This window comes from Shewanella putrefaciens (assembly GCF_016406305.1).
In the GTDB taxonomy this organism is placed as follows: Bacteria; Pseudomonadota; Gammaproteobacteria; order Enterobacterales; family Shewanellaceae; genus Shewanella; species Shewanella putrefaciens_C.
Genome location: NZ_CP066369.1, coordinates 1,331,813 through 1,348,446 on the forward strand (window position 1 = coordinate 1,331,813; position 16,634 = coordinate 1,348,446).

At 46.2% G+C, this 16,634-nt stretch carries 19 protein-coding genes and 1 other RNA gene; 10 read left to right on the forward strand and 10 right to left on the reverse strand.

Going from position 1 to position 16,634, the window contains the following annotated elements:
- Nucleotides 1-77: 77 nt before the first annotated feature.
- Nucleotides 78-515 carry an IS200/IS605-like element ISSod23 family transposase gene (tnpA, locus tag JFT56_RS05765; protein ID WP_198782742.1) on the forward strand — a complete coding sequence of 146 codons (438 nt, stop codon included), beginning with the start codon at nucleotides 78-80 and terminating at the stop codon, nucleotides 513-515.
- Nucleotides 516-595: 80 nt separating this feature from the next.
- Here tnpA and JFT56_RS05770 read toward each other — a convergent pair whose 3' ends face one another.
- Complete coding sequence (locus JFT56_RS05770) at nucleotides 596-1,075, reverse strand: HPP family protein (RefSeq protein ID WP_198782743.1); 480 nt, start codon at nucleotides 1,073-1,075, stop codon at nucleotides 596-598.
- A 263-nt stretch (nucleotides 1,076-1,338) separates the two neighbouring features.
- Here JFT56_RS05770 and JFT56_RS05775 point away from each other — a divergent pair, with 263 nt between their 5' ends.
- Nucleotides 1,339-1,953 (forward strand): TetR/AcrR family transcriptional regulator, encoded by a 615-nt coding sequence (locus JFT56_RS05775; protein ID WP_198782744.1) that lies wholly within the window; start codon nucleotides 1,339-1,341, stop codon nucleotides 1,951-1,953.
- Here JFT56_RS05775 and JFT56_RS05780 read toward each other — a convergent pair.
- From JFT56_RS05780 to JFT56_RS05795, 4 genes are all read right to left on the reverse strand, one after another.
- Nucleotides 1,950-2,468, reverse strand: a complete 519-nt coding sequence (locus JFT56_RS05780) for a DUF1294 domain-containing protein (protein ID WP_233095570.1) — start codon at nucleotides 2,466-2,468, stop codon at nucleotides 1,950-1,952. The two genes, JFT56_RS05775 and JFT56_RS05780, sit on opposite strands and share 4 nt — an antisense overlap.
- Nucleotides 2,469-2,516: 48 nt before the next feature.
- Nucleotides 2,517-3,755: a DUF418 domain-containing protein gene (locus tag JFT56_RS05785; RefSeq protein ID WP_198782745.1), complete on the reverse strand. Its 1,239-nt coding sequence runs from the start codon at nucleotides 3,753-3,755 to the stop codon at nucleotides 2,517-2,519.
- Between the two features lie 79 nt (nucleotides 3,756-3,834).
- On the reverse strand, nucleotides 3,835-4,272 hold the full coding sequence (locus JFT56_RS05790) for a nucleoside deaminase (RefSeq protein ID WP_198782746.1): 438 nt from the start codon (nucleotides 4,270-4,272) through the stop codon (nucleotides 3,835-3,837).
- 100 nt (nucleotides 4,273-4,372) lie between these two features.
- Nucleotides 4,373-4,873: a hotdog fold domain-containing protein gene (locus JFT56_RS05795; RefSeq protein WP_198782747.1), complete on the reverse strand. Its 501-nt coding sequence runs from the start codon at nucleotides 4,871-4,873 to the stop codon at nucleotides 4,373-4,375.
- Nucleotides 4,874-5,092: 219 nt separating this feature from the next.
- Between JFT56_RS05795 and JFT56_RS05800 the strand changes: the two genes are divergently transcribed.
- Both JFT56_RS05800 and JFT56_RS05805 read left to right on the forward strand, forming a co-directional pair.
- Nucleotides 5,093-6,007 carry a DUF368 domain-containing protein gene (locus tag JFT56_RS05800; RefSeq protein WP_198782748.1) on the forward strand — a complete coding sequence of 305 codons (915 nt, stop codon included), beginning with the start codon at nucleotides 5,093-5,095 and terminating at the stop codon, nucleotides 6,005-6,007.
- 204 nt (nucleotides 6,008-6,211) lie between these two features.
- Complete coding sequence (locus JFT56_RS05805; RefSeq protein WP_198782749.1) at nucleotides 6,212-7,798, forward strand: hypothetical protein; 1,587 nt, start codon at nucleotides 6,212-6,214, stop codon at nucleotides 7,796-7,798.
- Between the two features lie 133 nt (nucleotides 7,799-7,931).
- Here JFT56_RS05805 and JFT56_RS05810 read toward each other — a convergent pair whose 3' ends face one another.
- Both JFT56_RS05810 and JFT56_RS05815 read right to left on the reverse strand, forming a co-directional pair.
- Nucleotides 7,932-8,591 (reverse strand): helix-turn-helix transcriptional regulator, encoded by a 660-nt coding sequence (locus tag JFT56_RS05810; protein WP_198782750.1) that lies wholly within the window; start codon nucleotides 8,589-8,591, stop codon nucleotides 7,932-7,934.
- 49 nt (nucleotides 8,592-8,640) lie between these two features.
- Complete coding sequence (locus JFT56_RS05815) at nucleotides 8,641-9,915, reverse strand: serine dehydratase subunit alpha family protein (protein WP_198782751.1); 1,275 nt, start codon at nucleotides 9,913-9,915, stop codon at nucleotides 8,641-8,643.
- Between the two features lie 565 nt (nucleotides 9,916-10,480).
- Between JFT56_RS05815 and JFT56_RS05820 the strand changes: the two genes are divergently transcribed.
- The 4 genes from JFT56_RS05820 (at nucleotide 10,481) to JFT56_RS05835 (ending at nucleotide 13,385) form a co-directional block, all read left to right on the forward strand.
- Nucleotides 10,481-11,620, forward strand: coding sequence for a transglutaminase-like domain-containing protein (locus JFT56_RS05820; protein ID WP_198782752.1), 1,140 nt, complete (start codon nucleotides 10,481-10,483; stop codon nucleotides 11,618-11,620).
- A gap of 16 nt (nucleotides 11,621-11,636) precedes the next feature.
- Nucleotides 11,637-11,954 carry a hypothetical protein gene (locus tag JFT56_RS05825; RefSeq protein WP_198783500.1) on the forward strand — a complete coding sequence of 106 codons (318 nt, stop codon included), beginning with the start codon at nucleotides 11,637-11,639 and terminating at the stop codon, nucleotides 11,952-11,954.
- Entirely contained in the window at nucleotides 11,951-12,283 is a 333-nt protein-coding gene (locus tag JFT56_RS05830; RefSeq protein ID WP_233095572.1) for a heavy-metal-associated domain-containing protein, read from the forward strand. The genes JFT56_RS05825 and JFT56_RS05830 overlap by 4 nt, the downstream gene beginning before the upstream one ends.
- A gap of 505 nt (nucleotides 12,284-12,788) precedes the next feature.
- Nucleotides 12,789-13,385: a hypothetical protein gene (locus JFT56_RS05835; protein ID WP_198782753.1), complete on the forward strand. Its 597-nt coding sequence runs from the start codon at nucleotides 12,789-12,791 to the stop codon at nucleotides 13,383-13,385.
- Between the two features lie 620 nt (nucleotides 13,386-14,005).
- Here the strand turns inward: JFT56_RS05835 and ssrA are convergent.
- Both ssrA and smpB read right to left on the reverse strand, forming a co-directional pair.
- Nucleotides 14,006-14,361: a transfer-messenger RNA gene (ssrA, locus tag JFT56_RS05840) on the reverse strand.
- 72 nt (nucleotides 14,362-14,433) lie between these two features.
- Nucleotides 14,434-14,925, reverse strand: coding sequence for an SsrA-binding protein SmpB (gene smpB / locus JFT56_RS05845; RefSeq protein WP_007646482.1), 492 nt, complete (start codon nucleotides 14,923-14,925; stop codon nucleotides 14,434-14,436).
- A 269-nt stretch (nucleotides 14,926-15,194) separates the two neighbouring features.
- Here smpB and JFT56_RS05850 point away from each other — a divergent pair, with 269 nt between their 5' ends.
- Nucleotides 15,195-15,632 carry a type II toxin-antitoxin system RatA family toxin gene (locus tag JFT56_RS05850; RefSeq protein ID WP_198782754.1) on the forward strand — a complete coding sequence of 146 codons (438 nt, stop codon included), beginning with the start codon at nucleotides 15,195-15,197 and terminating at the stop codon, nucleotides 15,630-15,632.
- Nucleotides 15,622-15,954, forward strand: a complete 333-nt coding sequence (locus JFT56_RS05855; protein ID WP_198782755.1) for an RnfH family protein — start codon at nucleotides 15,622-15,624, stop codon at nucleotides 15,952-15,954. The genes JFT56_RS05850 and JFT56_RS05855 overlap by 11 nt, the downstream gene beginning before the upstream one ends.
- Before the next feature lie 98 nt (nucleotides 15,955-16,052).
- On the opposite strand, the gene JFT56_RS05860 is transcribed toward JFT56_RS05855, so the two are convergent.
- A complete protein-coding gene (locus JFT56_RS05860) occupies nucleotides 16,053-16,544 on the reverse strand; it encodes an outer membrane protein assembly factor BamE (protein WP_198782756.1) in 492 nt (163 codons plus the stop codon).
- Between the last annotated feature and the right edge of the window lie 90 nt (nucleotides 16,545-16,634).

Sequence of the window (16,634 nt, forward strand, 5' to 3'; positions counted from 1 at the left end):
CCTTGAGGCTATAGCCTGCATTACGCCCATGCTAAAAGAGACTTCTTATTCACCACAAGTAAGAGGAAACGAAAAGCATGGGCGATTATAGAAGTTCATCACATGTTTATTGGCGTTGCAAATATCATATTGTTTGGACTCCGAAGTACCGTTTTAAAATTTTAAAAGGAAACCTTGGTAAGGAGTTATACAGGTCAATTTATATCCTTTGCAATATGAAGGGCTGTGAGGTTTTAGAATTAAACGTTCAGATAGACCACGTTCACTTGGTAGTGATAATCCCGCCGAAGCTGTCAGTATCAACGCTGATGGGAGTATTGAAAGGAAGAAGTGCGATAAGGCTATTCAATAAATTCCCTCATGTACGTAAAAAGCTATGGGGCAATAGCTTTTGGGCCAGAGGTTATTTTGTAGATACAGTAGGTGTTAATGAAGAAATCATTAGACGATATGTGCGCCATCAAGATAAACAAGATCAGGAACATGAGGCTCAATTGTCGTTGCAGATGACGTAGGTTCTTGGAATAGCCCCTTCCAGGGGCAAGTCAAAGCCGCCTTCTAAGAAGGCGGATTCTTTACTGCAATGAATCAACGATTAAAACCATTTTTGTGGATATTGGCGATGGCAAAGCAGGTTGTGATACAGCCAACCAAAAGCCAAGATGAGCAAAGCACCGCTGGCGACGGGCGTATACAGAAAATCCCAGTGCTGCGCCGTGAGCATAGCGACCAGAGGATTCGCTCCTGCGGGTGGATGCACAGTCTGTGTCAGCATCATGACCGCGATACCCAATCCGACCGCAAGCCCTAAGGTTAGCGGGGAGGCTCCCAAAGTATTTAACATGATCAGTCCTATCAGACTTGTGAGTAAGTGGCCGCAGAGGATGTTTCTTGGTTGAGCGAGTGGACTTTCTGGCAAGGCAAACAATAACACCATAGTGGCGCCAAAGGGGGCCATTAACCAAATGGTTTGCGGGGTTAGCTGTTCAAGTGCCGCTAAACTACTGATACACAACATGGCTCCACACCCTGCGAGTAAGGCCATCTTTAGCTGCTGCTGACTGATTTTTTGCATCTTTTTCTCCTTTTGATGGCTTGTGTTAAGCCCTTATTTTGATATTGATTGATATTGAAAAGTGGGCACCAATGCTGTTGCCGTGAACACTGTAGGGGTCCCGTGCTCACTCGTGATCTCACAGTTAACTAATAATTAACTTATTTGGTAGACCAATCTGTCTACTTTGTACATCTTCTCATGGGTAGACTGATTTGTCTACTCGTGAGAAGATAGGGCTAATGTTTGCCAGCTAATGTTTACCAAAGAAGAGGAATGAGTTGATGCAGGACACAGACATTCAGGCGGCTACGCCATCGGATAAACGGCAGCAATTGATCACTACCGCATTTAAACTGTTTTATTTTCAAAGTGTTCATGGGGTGGGAATTAATCAGATCCTGCAGGAATCTGCGATCGCCAAGAAAACCTTGTATCACCACTTTGCCAGTAAAGATGAGTTAGTCGAGGCCGTGGTTCGCTATCGTGATGAGGTATTTTATCAATGGCTTAGCGAACGAGTGAACGCATCGCCAGCGGGACGAGAGGGCATTCGTGGGTTATTTATGGCACTCGATGATTGGTTTAATCAAAGGGTGCCACAGCTGTGTGAGTTTCGCGGCTGTTTTTTTATCAATGTCAGTGCCGAATTTACTGAGCCGAGTCATCCGGTGCACCAACTCTGTGCCCTGCATAAACAGCGAGTGGCGAGTTTAATTGAGCGGCAAGTGTCGATATTGGACTTGCCAGAAGCTAAGACCCAATATCTCGTGGCTGCGATAGGTTTACTTAAAGAGGGCGCGATAGTCTCGGCACAATTGAAGGGTGAAACTCAGTCAGCACTGTTGGCTCTGGCAGTGGTTGAGCAGTTGCTCGATGCTGCGACTCATGCTGTTTAGATAAACAGATCCATAGCGCCGGCTTGTATGCCATATCCCAGCATGGCTAGGTTGGCGACAACGGTCAGCCAGAAGACGTTTCTAAATGAGGCTTTAACGGACTTATGCCTTAGCAGGTTTTGGGCAAAGAGGGCGCCGGGCCAGCCGCCCATCAGGGCGAGCAGGTGCAAAGTGCTTTCTTTTGTGCGCCATTTACCGCCTTTGGCGGCGGATTTATCGATAGCATAGGCGATAAAAGTCAGCAGGCTCAGCGTGAGGTATATACCCACAATGCCAACAGGCAGCATATGTTGCTGGGCTGCGCCTATTAATCCCGCAAGAAAAATCATCACCAATAACAGTGGCATAAGGCTCGAGCCTGACGCTGCGGCATTGGATTTTTGACCGCGACTTTTGGGGCGGCTCTTCTGTATGCGACTCGTTTGAGGACGATTGGTTTGAGGACGATTGGTTTGAGGACGATTGGTTTGAGGTGAAGCTTTGCCGCCCGTTTTGGCTGACTTTGTGTTTGTCATTTTCTTGTCTCTATCCCTTGTCTCTATCTCGTGCCTGTGTGTTAAGGCTTACTGGTGTTCCTGTGGTGCCGCCTGTTTTTTAAACGCGAGGTGGCGCCACAGTTTTTCTAGCGGTCCTTGCTCGAAATAACGTAAGTACAGGCTAGCTAACAACAGTTGCACTACAGAATAAACGAGCGCCATCACCATATATTCCCCTCTATCTAGACTCAAGATCCATTCGGGGGCGAGGTGCCTAAACACGAGTACGCCAACGATGGATTGCAGAATATAGAGGCTGAACGCGAGTTTGCCGACATTTTGCAATGCTGTCAGCTTTTTTGGATTTTTTTGGCATAGTTTTACCATGATATGGATATAAATCAGTGCCATAGGGATGGCGCTTAGCATAATCAATACGTCTGAAAACACCACTAAGGTGGGATTTTGCGATAACCCTAAGATGGTAGCGAGCAGCGAGAGTGTCACGCTGGCGAGTATTAACTTTAGGAGTTCTGGCTTGTTAAATCCCCGCTCAAATGTTCCCTGCTGGTATAGCGCCATGCCGTGTAACATCAAGCCAGCGGTAAACCACATCAAAGTCAAAGGGATAACAAGTGCCATATAGCCCACTTGCATCAATTGCAACAGCAGTTGATTTGCATAGCTTGAGGTCCATGCGCTGTATTGCTGTGTGAATAGGTTCGATTCACGGGTAAAAGGTTCATCGCTGCCCGTCAGGCTAATCAGTGCGATAATCACTAGGGCGATAAAGATGAAAATATTCGCTTTGCGCTTAAGGGCATCAATACTTAACTCTCTGTAACACAAAGCTAAAAAACCGCTGATCCCATAGGTGAATAGGATATCACCCGACCAAATAAAAATACCGTGAATAAGGCCAAACACAATTAACCATTTCAAACGTGAACGTAGGAGGGGATAGGCGTTAAATCCCTTAGCACTAAATCGTTGATATTGGATGAAAAGCCCGACACCAAATAAGATGGAAAACAGGCTGATAAAGCGCGCCTCGATAAAAAAATTACTCAAAATTTCGATGATGCGATCTAACAGTGGCTGGGTTTCGTGGGGCGCATAGCCATAAAAAGTAATGCCCATAAAATAGATATTCATAAAAAATATCCCCAACACGGCTAAACCGCGAATGGCATCGAGATTGGCGTTACGCTGGGCGGGTATGGGGCAAGTATCTTGTGCTTTAGTGAATTCAGGAGGAGTCGTCCATGGATCCTGGGGGGAGTTTTCGCTTGACACGTTAGCCGAGTTCCTTTCGCTATTAAGCATGTTGGCTGTTAATTTTAGGGCTAGCCTAGCAGGGGTTAGCCCTTAATGAAATAGAGGAAATCACACAGAGAAAGACGTGCTACTCGCCGATATCTTCGTTCCAAAGCTTGGGATTATTGGCGATAAAGTCCTGCATCAGTTGCTTACATTCGGCATTATCGACCACAGTGACATCCACGCCGCGGGATTTGACATAGGCTTCGGGCCCTTGAAAAGTGGAGTTTTCACCGACGATCACTTTAGGTATGCCGTAGAGCAATACTGCGCCGCTGCACATGTCGCAGGGGGAGAGGGTGGAATACAGCGTCGCCCTTTGGTACTCGGCGGCGGTGAATCGTCCTGCATTTTCGAGACAGTCCATTTCGGCATGCAATACTGAGCTGCCTTTTTGCACTCGTTTATTGTGACCACGACCGACAATCTTGCCATCGATAACCAGCACAGAACCAATGGGAATGCCGCCCTCGGCGAGTCCCTGTTTGGCTTCTTCAATGGCCACCGCTAAAAATTCATCCATCTTGGTATTCCCTCTAGGTTGTGTGATTTTTAGCATAGCAGCAAGTGACTGTTTTGCAAGTGACTGTTTAGAAAGTGACTTTAGCCGTTATCGCCAGCAATTACTGTTGTGGTTTTGCCGAGATCCATAACTTGATATGGCCTTTGACCACTATCACTCCTTGGGTGTCATAGGCGGTGACGGGGACAAGCATATCGCCGGGTACCCATTGCTCCGGCGTGACTTCGGCGACACATAAAATATCGCTGCCCGCTTTAGCCGTGTAATCCAAACTCATGCCCTTAGGGATCCAACGTAAATGCTTGGGAATCGAGGCTTCGGCCATCACGCCCATGGCCATTTCGAGGCCATTACAAATCGCAATCACATGAACGGTTTTGATGTGGTTATGCACGGCATGGCGTTTTTTGATTAAACAGGCACAGCGATTAACGCGTAACTCAGTGATCAGTGGCTTGATAGTGCCAAAGTACGGCGCCATACGTGACACCATGATTGAAAAGATTTTTTGGCCAAAGGGATAACGGCGAGTCCTCTGGTAGAGCGCTAATACTTTATTGGGTTTTTGTTCTGCAGTGTTGGGAGTATCAGTCTGGCTCATGGTCATCCTTAATTGGGCAAATGTCGCGCGTGATATTGGGTGAGCGTTAAGTGAGGTTTGCACTCGCTCTGGTCGGATGAGTGTAACATTAGGGTAACAACAAATACCAGCCTGCTTAATTAAGCAAACTTCATTTCGCGCTTTAAAGCGTAACGCCGTATAATTGCGGCTAATTTGTCGTTTAACGACTGGAATTGGATTGAATAACAAGGACTCAGAGTGAAATACTTGCTGACGTATTTGAAGGGAATGGCCATGGGCGCCGCAGACGTTGTACCGGGCGTTTCGGGCGGTACTATCGCTTTTATTACGGGGATCCTCGATACCTTGCTCGACAGCGTAAAACGCATTAATCCATCGCTTTGGGGCGTGATTAAGTCGCAGGGGATAAAAGGCGCATTTATCCATATTAATGGCGGTTTTTTAGTGAGTCTGCTGGCGGGGATCCTGACCAGTATCTTTACCTTTGCTAAGTTAATTTCTTGGTTGTTGGCGACGCATCCTATCCCTATCTGGTCGTTCTTTTTCGGCTTAATTATTATTTCTGTGGTGCATATGCTTAAGCAAGTGAGAGGTTTTACTGTTGCGCGTTTAGGCTTATTTGCCCTGGGTGTACTGGCGGCTTGGGCGATTACTGTGCTTAATCCTGTGTCGGTCGAAGCCAGTTATTTGAATATCTTCTTTGGCGGCGCGATTGCGATTTGTGCCATGGTATTACCCGGGATTTCAGGCAGTTTTATCTTATTATTGTTAGGGTTATATCCAGTGGTACTGGCGGCGGCTAAAGATATCCAACTGGATATTCTGGCCTGTTTCGCCGCTGGCGCCGTGATGGGATTACTGTCGTTCAGCCATTTATTGTCGGCGTTGCTGCGCAAATACCACGATGCGACTATCGTCTTTTTAACCGGCTTGATGCTCGGTACCTTAGGTAAAATTTGGCCGTGGAAGGAAACCTTAACCTGGCGGACAAACTCCCATGGCGAGCAAGTGCCGTTATTGGAACAGAATATTTCGCCGCTTAATTTTGAACAAGTGACGGGCCAACCTTCGCAGCTCGCCTTTGCCATAGTGTGTATGTTGGCGGCCATTGCGCTGGTTTGGGGATTAGAGAAAGTCGGGCAAAGGGATTAATCCTTTATTTAATACCATTGGTATAAGGTTTCCCCTCTCAAAGCAGCGAGCCTTCGCTGCTTTGTTGTTTTTACCTCAAAGGCGTCAGATATTTAATTTTCTTGGTTTTTTTTATACAATCCTTAGCCTTTACAGCGGTGTGCCCTTGGTTGAAGGCACCTGTATAAACTCAGTATGAGTTTGTCGTTACGATAAGGATGTTTTGTGAATAAGAATTCCGTTTCATGGGCGGGCGCTGCGCTCGCTTTCTTCGCGTTAACCCATGTGATTACCAATAGTATCAATAAGCAAGATGTTGGGCTCTCCCCTGAGCAGCGCACGCAGATGGAAAACACCTTGCAGCAGTATGGGCCCAAGGGCAATGGATCTCAGTATGGCCAATATGCTCAAGCCGATGATACCCATCTCACTGACAACAACCTTGAGAATGTCCGCCATATTTACACTAATAAGGGCGCTTTTGCTGCACTTCGGCAAGATGGCAGCGTGGTGACCTGGGGCGATCGCCAGTGCGGCGGCGACCATAGCGCAGTGGCGGCTGAATTAGTCAATGTCAAAACCATTTTTGCTTCGGCAAATCGGTGTGGTTTTGCGGCATTAACCCAAGACCATCGACTGGTGATTTGGGATATGGGGGATGCGCCAGCATTACTCAAAGATAAGCTTACGCAGGTGGCGGATTTTGTGATGCGTGATGATCTGTTTGCCGCCATAAAACGAGATGGCAGCGTGATCAGTTGGTCTATCGTGGATGGGTCTTTAGATGAATTAACCCAGGGGATTTATTCGGCGCCAGAGATGAAAGATGTGCTGAGTGTAAGCATGAATGATGCGGCATTTGCAGCCCTAAAACAGGATGGCACGGTAGTGACTTGGGGCTCGGCATATCACGGTGGTGAGAGCCAGTACCTTGCTGAAAAACTTAAGGATGTTAAAGCTATTTATGCGGGGCCCAGTGCCTTTACTGCCGTGACTCAAAATGGAGAGTTAATATCTTGGGGGAGCGTCAATGATGGGCAAGAAAGCCAAAAACAACTGGCTAGACTCAGTGAGTTTACTTCAGCCATCAAAGTGGTTAATACCGCGTTTGGCTTTGCAGCATTAATGGCCGATGGCAGAGTCTATGGGTGGGGCGAAGGTTTTTTGCCTGAGAGCCGAGTGCTTTTTCCGTTAGCCTTAGCTAACTCGCCAGCCAATAGCCAAGAAAAAGTTATTGAAATCGTTGCTAATGATGGCGCTTATGCTGCGTTAAAAGCGAATGGCGATGTCGTGGTTTGGGGCCATATTCGCCATGGCGCCAATGCTTCTGCCCTGCAAAAAAAGTTGCAACATGTACGTGCGCTCTATGCTACTGAGATGGGGTTTGTTGCACTGCGTGAGGATGGCACTGCAATAGGCTGGCAAGGCGTGGACGATTTAAGCGCTGAACCTATAGTGCAAGAGATTACCGACGTGGCACAGATAGTCACGTTAAATCAGGGTTATGCAGCGTTGAGGGCGGATGGCACTGTGGTGGAGGACAGTGCGGGACCTAAGGCTGGGGTCTCTGAGGTTGCCGAACTTATCCCGAGTGTCCTAGGATTTACGGCTAAGCACACTGATGGGAGCCTTTCTGTTTGGGTGTCTGGTGGGCTGAGTTGGAAAGTCAATAATCAAGATGTTAATTTAACTGATGTTATTGAGATTAGTGGCAATATCTCAAACATGATAGCACTCACGCCTGAGGGTAAAGTGTTGACCTGGGATCTGCTAGGTAATGGCGGTGAAGCCGACCCTGATCGTCTTTATTGAAGTGGTTGAACCCTAAAAATGTGGCTGAGATTTGTTGCATCTCAGCTCCGTTTTAGCGCATTAGGCAATGGTAAAGATATGGTCTTGAGCGATGGTATTAACTGATGATATTAACGGATGGCATTAAGCCTGATCAGGCGTGGTTGGCTTTAATTTCCCGCAGGTAACGGTAAATTGAATGTACTGAAATCCCTAATCGGGTTGCGGCCACCTGAGTGCTATCTTTGAGTTCAAAAATGCCTAACTCATGGAGCTGATTGACAATTTCACGGCTCTTCTGTGATGGCGAAATCGCCGGATTCGAGCGAACTTCATTATTAATGCTATCGATAGTGCTGTGGAGCGCTTCATCGATATTACGGGCAAAAACCTCGGGTGAACTCGTGAGTTCGCTGCTAAATAGGTGATCCGGCATCATAGTACGCAGCACAGATTGCAGCGGTGCATCCATATCGGTATTGATGCATAACAGCCCAATAGGCAGATTTTTACTGTTGCGGATCACAGTCGTGATCGATCTTAGCGTCTTACCATTGGCGCATTTCGTGAGGTAAGAGTTAGAGATATCTTGCCCCGTCTTTAGCTTCAGCAGGGCAAGATTGGTGATCGGAGCCCCTACTTCACGCCCAGTGACATGGCCATTGGCAATTTTAACCACAGAGGGATGCTTGGCATCTAGGCTATGCAATACCACTTCCGTGTGCTCGCCATACATGGCGGCAATGCCATCAACGATATTTTCGATGGATTTGAGCACACTTAGATCAGTTGGCGTTAAATCTTGCAGCTTCACAATTTCAACCTTTCATTATCAATCCGCCAATCGCAGCGGATTAAAGCCATTATGTCGACATGATATCGATTATGGTGACATCGGTGGATGACATGCCATTAAGGACCATTTTGCCTATGTTTTTAATGGTTTTTTCAACATCGGTGGCAATAATACCTTGGCCAGAAACATTGTGACTACTTAACGCCATCAGAAATGAGCGCACGGCCGCACTGGATGAGGTGCTGACCTTCATGGCACAGGAGGCTTTGGCACCGTCACACACCATGCCAGAGCTATCGCTGATTACGTTTTGGATTGCGAAACAGGATTGTTCAAACGATCCCCCCGCCAAATACACCATGGCCATAGAGGCGGCTGCGCTGGTCACAGTATTGCCACAAAATGCCGACAATGGCGGGTAGTGCGACTTGATATAAATCGCCCCTAGGTGGCTCATGATCAAGGCGCGGGCAAGTTTTTCTTCGCTGGCGTTATAGCATTGTGCGGTTAATACCACGGGGATAGTGGCCGCAATGCCTTGATTACCGCTGCCAAGATTGCTCATAGCGGGCAGATTGGCGCCGCCCATACGGGCATCGGAGGCCGCGGCAGTGAGCATCACAATTTTATTCAGTAAGTCTTCGCCAATGATCCCGGCAGCAATACCACTTTTCATGGTTCGACCCACTTCGAGCCCATAGGGGTTCGCCATGCCTTCATCGGACAATTTACTATTTAATTCAGAGGCTTTAAGGATGAATTTAATCTCCTCAAAGGGGACTTCCTGGGCGAACTTATAGATAGATTCGATATTGATCTCAACCCCATCACAGATGGAGCCAGTCGCTACCGATTGGGTGCTATCTGAGGTGTAAACAGGCTCGCCATTGAGGCGCTTTTCAGCAATCAGGGTGTGACCGCCGCAGATTTTTACTTGCGCTTCTTGATCGCCAGCCTTGAGGGTGACGCAGCAATAGATAAATTCTGCCGTTTCGGTACGTTCCACTTTCACTTGGCCCGCATCGATAAGGCGTTGCGCCTGGTCGACCTGTTCGGGAGTGATAGCGGCAAGTACTTCTAAGCCCGCATCTGCGTTACCCGCAATAGCCCCCGCAGCAGCCGCAATCGCAAGGCCGATTTTGCCTGTGCCTGGTACATACACGCCCATAGAGTTTTTGTAGAGGTTATCTGATACTTGTACTGCAATGGAGTCAGGCGCTGCATTAAGCAGTGCACGTGCCACGGCCGATGCATAGGCGGCGGCTATGGGTTCGGTGCAGCCTAATGCGGGTTTGACGACTTGGTTGATGATCTGAATATACTGCTGCCATTGGGGGATCATGGGGTTACAACCTTACAATGCTTAAATGTGAACGTGGGCTATGGCTTCAATTGCTATTTTTAGGCCTGTGGCTTTCATTGTCTGTAATTTGCAAATAAAATTGAATGACAGGCTCAACGGCTGCGCAACATTATTTGTATTTTTAGGTATTATTGCAATTATTTTTTAATCAATTTCACCGCTAGTGGTGATTTTGCGCTGCCTATTGCCCATTAGGCCAAGGTTGTTTGTCTTCACGCTTCACTCAACAAAAGTTGAGTATTTTGGTTGATGAGTTTAATGCTTTAACATCTTTTGCATAAAAAGGCTGACAAAACAAAGCTGAAGTACAAAGTGGACGACTCGTTATGCCTTTATCTGCTATGGAGCCTAAATAGGCGTAATGAGTTGGGTCATTTTGTCTGATACAAATGTGAATTTGTGCACTTACTGTGCTCTGCCGTAGGTTTTTGAGTGTTGGGGTCGCCGCGTTATTGTGCTCGATGTAGGACTCCCTATAATGCCGAGCATTACTTTAGTTCTCTCTTCTTTTTCTGACGCTAATCAATGGTAAGGAATGTACTCCATGCAAAGACGTGATTTTCTAAAAACGGCAGCGCTGTTGTCGACCGCAGCGGCGATGACTCCGGTATTAGCTTCCGCTAAATCGAGTACCATTGAACTCCCTTCCTCAGAGGGTCGCCGTCGTTTTGCCCTGATGAACACCTTTGATTTGAAAGCTCCCTATGGCTCCGAGGGCGTCGTTAATTTATGGATCCCGCTACCGGAAGACACTGCATTTCAACAGGTCCGCAAACTTGATTTTAACGGCACATACCAAGATGCCTACATCAGCACCAATAATGCCTATGGGGCGAAAACCCTGTTTGCCACTTGGCCCGATGCCAAAGGCAAGATGACGATAACGGTTGAATTAGTGATAGAAACCGAAGATTGGGAGCCCGTAAAAAGAGGGGAATTGACCCACTACCGGACACCAACAAAACTCCACTATCCCGCCGATGTTGCACTCTACTTACAGCCGACTAAACATATGCCAATCGACGGTATTGTTAAGCAGACGGCAGATAAAATCGTGGCTGGTGAAACGGAACCATTGAAAAAAGCGCGACTCATTTATAACTGGGTCAGCGCCAATATGTTCCGCGATAACAATGTGATTGGTTGCGGCACCGGTGATGTAGCGACGATCCTCGAGAGTGGCAAACTTGGCGGGAAATGTACCGATATCAACTCGGTATTTGTCGCGCTAATGCGCGCCGTGGGGATCCCAGCCCGTGAGATGTTCGGTATTCGTTTAGGCCAAGCCATTAAAGTGGGCCAGTACTCTAAAAAAGCCTTTGGCAGCGCCGACGATAAAGGCATTGCCGATGTCACCGGCGGCCAACATTGCCGTGCCATGTTCTACCTTGCTGGTTATGGCTGGTTACCCGCCGATCCCGCCGATGTGACTAAAATGCGCCTCACCGAGAATAAGGAACACAGCGACCCTGCGGTGCAAGCGGTTAATGACTATCTGTTTGGTAACTGGGAAATGAACTGGGTTGGCTTTAATTATGGCCGCGACTTTGACTTATTCCCCGTGGCGGAGCAGACTCCGCTCAACAATTTTGGTTATCCCTATGCTGAAGTGGACGGCGACCCTGTAAATTACTATGAGCCAAAAGTCTTTGCCTATGATTACAAGTCAAGCGAGCAGCGTTAAACAGCTGTTTGCCACCATGGCCGCCGCAGTGATTGCGGCCCTTGCCTCCAGCCTCTGCTGTATCGCGCCCTTAATCTATTTAGTGTTTGGCGTATCTGCGGCGGGGCTGTCGGGGTTATCGAGTTTAGCTTGGTTGCAAGTGCCTATGTTGATACTGTCAACAGGGCTGATTTTGCTTGGGTTTTGGCGCTTATACTTTGCCAAAAAACCGCTTTGCACTGGCCAATTTAGCCGAGCACAAATGCTGCTTATCTATTGGCTCACAGTGCCAATTGTGCTCGCATTCCAACTCTATCCCTTTGTTTTACCTTGGCTGCTTGAGGTGTTTGAATGAAGCCATTATCACGTATTACACGATTCATCACAGGATTAACCACACAATCGACCCTATTAGTCATCACCTTACTGATTTTTACGCCATTAACCTGGGCAGAAAATCTCTTGGTCACACTCGATGTAAAGGGCATGACCTGCCCATTGTGCGTCACAGTCGTCAATCAAGCCCTTCGCAAAACCGATGGCGTGGTTAAAGCCAAGGCAAACCTGAAAACCGAGCAAGCCGTGGTCACAGTCGCAGAGGATGTTAACCTCGATAATCTGCTTAAAGCCGTCGATGCCACCGGATATAAAGGCAGCATCAACAAGGTCGAAAAGCAGAGTTGAGTCGGAGATAGATCAAAATGAGTCCACACACTTTATAGTGCAAAAGTGAGTAGGTTTAGATAGAGAACGTCGGCTTTATTCTGATGGTAAGTTCACAACTAACAGCTACTTATTTGTGTTACACCAAACTTTAATATGAAGCCTTGGGGTGACTTCTGATCTAACTAAGAGCATGGGGGTTACCAATCATTATTGGACGTCTATGGTTTTATATTTGATGGGGCGGTGTCATTTGAATTTGTGTTGTATGGTTTTGTTTGTAAAGGGATTTAATTGATTCAGTTTTTATTTATGTACCCATATGTGTACCTAAAAGTTATTGCGACTTACAAATTTTATATAATTTAAACTCTTAGCATTACCCAATAATTGACCTAGTGGCATGCCTCAATTGAGCTAAACAGTGGCGATTCAAGTTTTGATTGTAGTCATAGCTATTTACTTATTTAAAATCAACACTATATTATCGGTATAACATATCACTCTGTTTTTCAAGGAAAGTAAAATGGCATCTATTCGTAATGAGATTTTGAACGGCATTGAACATGCCTGTGAACAAGCTGAAAAATTGACTGGGCATAGTGTGAATAGGCTTCCAGAGTATTTTTTATCTGTAAAGGTGATGGATTACTTACACGCAGCTTTCGAATCATTTACGTATTCAATGGAAGAACACCTAGATAGGATTTGTGAAGACGCTGGTTACGATGTGTCCGACGTACCTGAAGAATACCGAATTTCTAACCTCACTAGAGCAGACTTAGTTATCCAATCTAAGAAATCCTTTCGAGACAGACACATCATCGAGTTCAAGCGTTCAGTATCGTTCAAGTCTTTGAAAAAGGATGTGCTTAGACTTGCTTGGATGTGTGCTCAAGCTCCTGATGGTCATAAGCTCGAAAAGAACTTTCTTGCCGTAGTTGCTCATCGTGACATTAATCATTTTGATACCAGAAACGGTGAGATTGAGGCTCTTGTTACTGAACACTTCCCAGACGTTAAAGTCAAATATTCTTCGAACACTCTACCTGAATACAAAAGCACACATCCCAAGAAGTATGGCGCCCCACTTTGCTCGGCTGTGTGGGAGTTTACGAGATAGCTGTTGAAGATTGGAATTTTAACAAGGTAGTTGCGTTGCTTTCTAGTAGCAAGCATCAGGTAGCAGGGGCTATGAGAAGGCCCCAATAAACGACAAGATGGGATTGCTTACCAAACGTGAGGATAGTGTGAAGTGCAATTGCTCAAGTTATTGAATTTGTTTATTTTATTTCTTTGATGTTTCGCTGGTCGTGTCAAAAATCGTTGTTGAAGTTGTATTTTTAGTGTGCTAATTTCTCGCTCGGTTTCAAATCTCCTCATCGCTCCCTCCAGAAGCTAATTCACAAAACTGACATTCCTTTAAGTAACTAGTTCACTGCATACAGTGCTAATTCATGCGCTGCAGCTGGCTATGCTGCCAATCCTCGTTTTATCTATGGCTCTATTTGGTTTTGCTTTAAGTATTTACCTCGTATTTGAAGCAAACCCTTTAGCTGAGGCTTTCCTACTTAATTCAGTTAGGTTTGCTACTGTATCTGTTAATCTATTTAATTTAAACAAATCTAGTTAAAAGGACTCTTAGCAACCCAAAGAGCGGTAGTTCGTATTTGATTGTCGCCATTTTGCCGCCACTAAAAACAAAAAGGGCTTAACCTTGCGGTTAAGCCCTTCTGGTAAAATTGGTGGAGGCGGCGGGACTTGAACCCGCGTCCAGAACACCTACATCCAAGGCGCTACATGCTTAGTCTTTCTTTTGGTTAACCTGAATAAACTCCGAAAGACAGGATTTCATCAGGCGAGTCCGGTACTGTTTCGCGGTTCACCCCCGGACGGAGTTCCCTCGCTATCAAATGTAAGATGACCATCTGTATACACTGCCCATTTGAGAGACCTGTGTCAGATGGCTAGCGGCATTAAGCGGCTAGAGCGTAGTTATCGTCGTTTGCAACTATAACTGTGCGGCTTTTTACGAGGCCAACCGCCCCTCGGCATGCTCCCAGGGTTTCGTGAATCCTGTCGAATCCAGAATCGCCCCCAAGAAAGTTGATTGTAACCTGTCGTTTAAAGATAACCTAGTATCATTTATAACAAGTTCAATCGTTTGTTCATTATCCGCGCGTTTTCTCTTTTTTCATCACCCGGGCTTTTTCAACTTCCCATTCCCGTGCTTTGGTGTCTTCGCGCTTATCGTGATCTTTTTTACCTTTACCTAGGCCGATTTCTACTTTGACCCATGCACCTTTACGCCAGTACATAGAGATCGGAATAATAGAGTAGCCTTGGCGTTCGACTAAGCCTGCAAGTTTATCGAGTTCTTTGCGGCTTAGGAGTAATTTTTTTAATCGAAGCGGGTCGCAAACTACGTGTGTCGATGCGGTATTGAGCGGAATAATAGTGCAGCCATGCATAAAGGCTTCACCATTTTTCAGGAATACATAGCAGTCCGACAGGTTGACCTTACCCATGCGGATCGACTTCACTTCCCATCCCATAAGGGACAGGCCAGCTTCCATTTTTTCTTCGAAACGGTATTCGAAGGTTGCGCGCTTATTGCGTGCGATAGTCGCAGGCGCGGCTTTTTTTGAGTTTTTCTTTACCATAGTGGCGCCATTATACGCACGGTGAATCAATTTGAAATGGATATAAGGGCTTATTTGACTTATTTCAACCCTATAGTATTTTATTGCTGCTTTTTTACACTCACTGAGTGCAAAACGCTATGGGGGTGATGCCCTTATGTGAGCAAGGGATGCGTTTTTTGCGTATCGTGATAAAATCCCATGCAATTTTTAGTTTCCCTAGGTTTCTTAGGGCATGTGAGATGACTTCTGCTCGCGTGAATTGGTTATGTTAAGAGTACCTAAGCCCTATGCCGCAAATTTCTCGAAGTGTGTTAGTTCGTTTTAGTGCGATGCAAATGTATGATTTAGTTAATGATGTTGAATCATATAAAGAGTTTTTACCCGGTTGTGTTGGCGGAAAAGTGCTAGAGTTTGATGGTAAAACTATGCTGGCTTCGGTTGATGTGAGCAAGGCGGGGATCCGTAAAACCTTTACAACACGTAATCAGGTTGTTCCCGGTAAAAGTATTGATTTAACGTTAGAAAATGGGCCTTTTAAACATTTACTCGGACAGTGGCGTTTTACCGAATTAACCGAGGATGCCTGTAAGGTGGAGTTCGATTTAAGTTTTGAGTTTTCAAGCTCACTCGTCGATATGGCCTTTGGTAAAGTGTTTAATGATCTTATGGTATCAATGGTGACGGCGTTTACGAGCCGCGCTAAGGTAATTTACCGTGGTAAATGAAGCAGATAAGTTTGTAGTCGATGTGATTTATGCGCTGCCGATGCAGCAGAAAGTCATTTCGGTGAGCGTGCACCCTGGCACGAGTGCGATTGAGATAGTACGCCAGAGTAATATGGTGAGTTTTTTCCCTGAGATCGATCTAGAAACGGTTAAGTTAGGGGTGTTTAGCAATCTGGTTAAACATGACCAAGTGATTTTACCGGGGCAGAGGGTTGAAATTTACCGCCCTTTGATTGCCGATCCTAAGGATGTACGCCGTCGCCGTGCCGATAAGGCAAAGGATGAGGGCCGCGCGAACAAAGTCACGGGTGGCCGTGCTTAATTGCATTTTGCACATAGTGGGTCATCAGCAATAAAAAAAGCGCCTTAGGCGCTTTTTTTATTGCTGAATCCAGTCAAAGTGTTATTAAGTTTTTGACACTACTTAATAGGTTTTTGCACTTGTGCTTCAGATTGATTTTCTTTTACTAGCGGCTTTTCATCCGGACGCTGCACTGGGATCAAGGGCGTTGTTTCCGCCGTTGTCGCCATAGGCAATTTGCTTTGTTCCAGTGGGGTATCAAATTCTTTACTTAATTCGTAATCCCCAGTGACCGACGTTAATTTGTTGCCCGTAAAACGCAGGATCAACTCTTTGTGGGTGATACTGGCATCGCGGCCACTCTTATAGTGATAAACATAATACCAAGCATCGTCGGCAAAACTATCGCGTAACACAGGACGGCCGAGAATGTATTCGGCTTGTTCTTTGGTCATGTCAATGCGCAACTTTTCAACTTGTTGCTGTTCCATGTAGTTACCCTGTGGAATGTCCGGCTTATATATCAGCCAATCAAACACACTACATGCACTGAGCGAAACAGAGAGCGCCACAGCGCCCAGCAGGGTAAGACTTTGCTTTTTATTGATCATTGTATGCGCTACTTCTGAAAATCTGGCGGCCATAATACCCAAGCATTCCCCCTTATGACAAGGGCATTTGGGCTTTGCAGCCTTCATAGT

Coding starts and splice junctions, on each gene's coding strand:
- JFT56_RS05820 (WP_198782752.1), top strand. CDS start 10,481: ATGCAAAGACGTGATTTTCTAAAAACGGCAGCGCTGTTGTCGACCGCA.
- JFT56_RS05830 (WP_233095572.1), top strand. CDS start 11,951: ATGAAGCCATTATCACGTATTACACGATTCATCACAGGATTAACCACA.
- smpB (WP_007646482.1), bottom strand. CDS start 14,925: ATGGTAAAGAAAAACTCAAAAAAAGCCGCGCCTGCGACTATCGCACGC.
- JFT56_RS05795 (WP_198782747.1), bottom strand. CDS start 4,873: ATGAGCCAGACTGATACTCCCAACACTGCAGAACAAAAACCCAATAAA.
- JFT56_RS05860 (WP_198782756.1), bottom strand. CDS start 16,544: ATGATCAATAAAAAGCAAAGTCTTACCCTGCTGGGCGCTGTGGCGCTC.
- JFT56_RS05850 (WP_198782754.1), top strand. CDS start 15,195: ATGCCGCAAATTTCTCGAAGTGTGTTAGTTCGTTTTAGTGCGATGCAA.
- JFT56_RS05790 (WP_198782746.1), bottom strand. CDS start 4,272: ATGGATGAATTTTTAGCGGTGGCCATTGAAGAAGCCAAACAGGGACTC.
- JFT56_RS05825 (WP_198783500.1), top strand. CDS start 11,637: ATGGCCGCCGCAGTGATTGCGGCCCTTGCCTCCAGCCTCTGCTGTATC.
- JFT56_RS05835 (WP_198782753.1), top strand. CDS start 12,789: ATGGCATCTATTCGTAATGAGATTTTGAACGGCATTGAACATGCCTGT.
- JFT56_RS05815 (WP_198782751.1), bottom strand. CDS start 9,915: ATGATCCCCCAATGGCAGCAGTATATTCAGATCATCAACCAAGTCGTC.
- JFT56_RS05775 (WP_198782744.1), top strand. CDS start 1,339: ATGCAGGACACAGACATTCAGGCGGCTACGCCATCGGATAAACGGCAG.
- JFT56_RS05770 (WP_198782743.1), bottom strand. CDS start 1,075: ATGCAAAAAATCAGTCAGCAGCAGCTAAAGATGGCCTTACTCGCAGGG.
- tnpA (WP_198782742.1), top strand. CDS start 78: ATGGGCGATTATAGAAGTTCATCACATGTTTATTGGCGTTGCAAATAT.
- JFT56_RS05785 (WP_198782745.1), bottom strand. CDS start 3,755: ATGCTTAATAGCGAAAGGAACTCGGCTAACGTGTCAAGCGAAAACTCC.
- JFT56_RS05780 (WP_233095570.1), bottom strand. CDS start 2,468: ATGACAAACACAAAGTCAGCCAAAACGGGCGGCAAAGCTTCACCTCAA.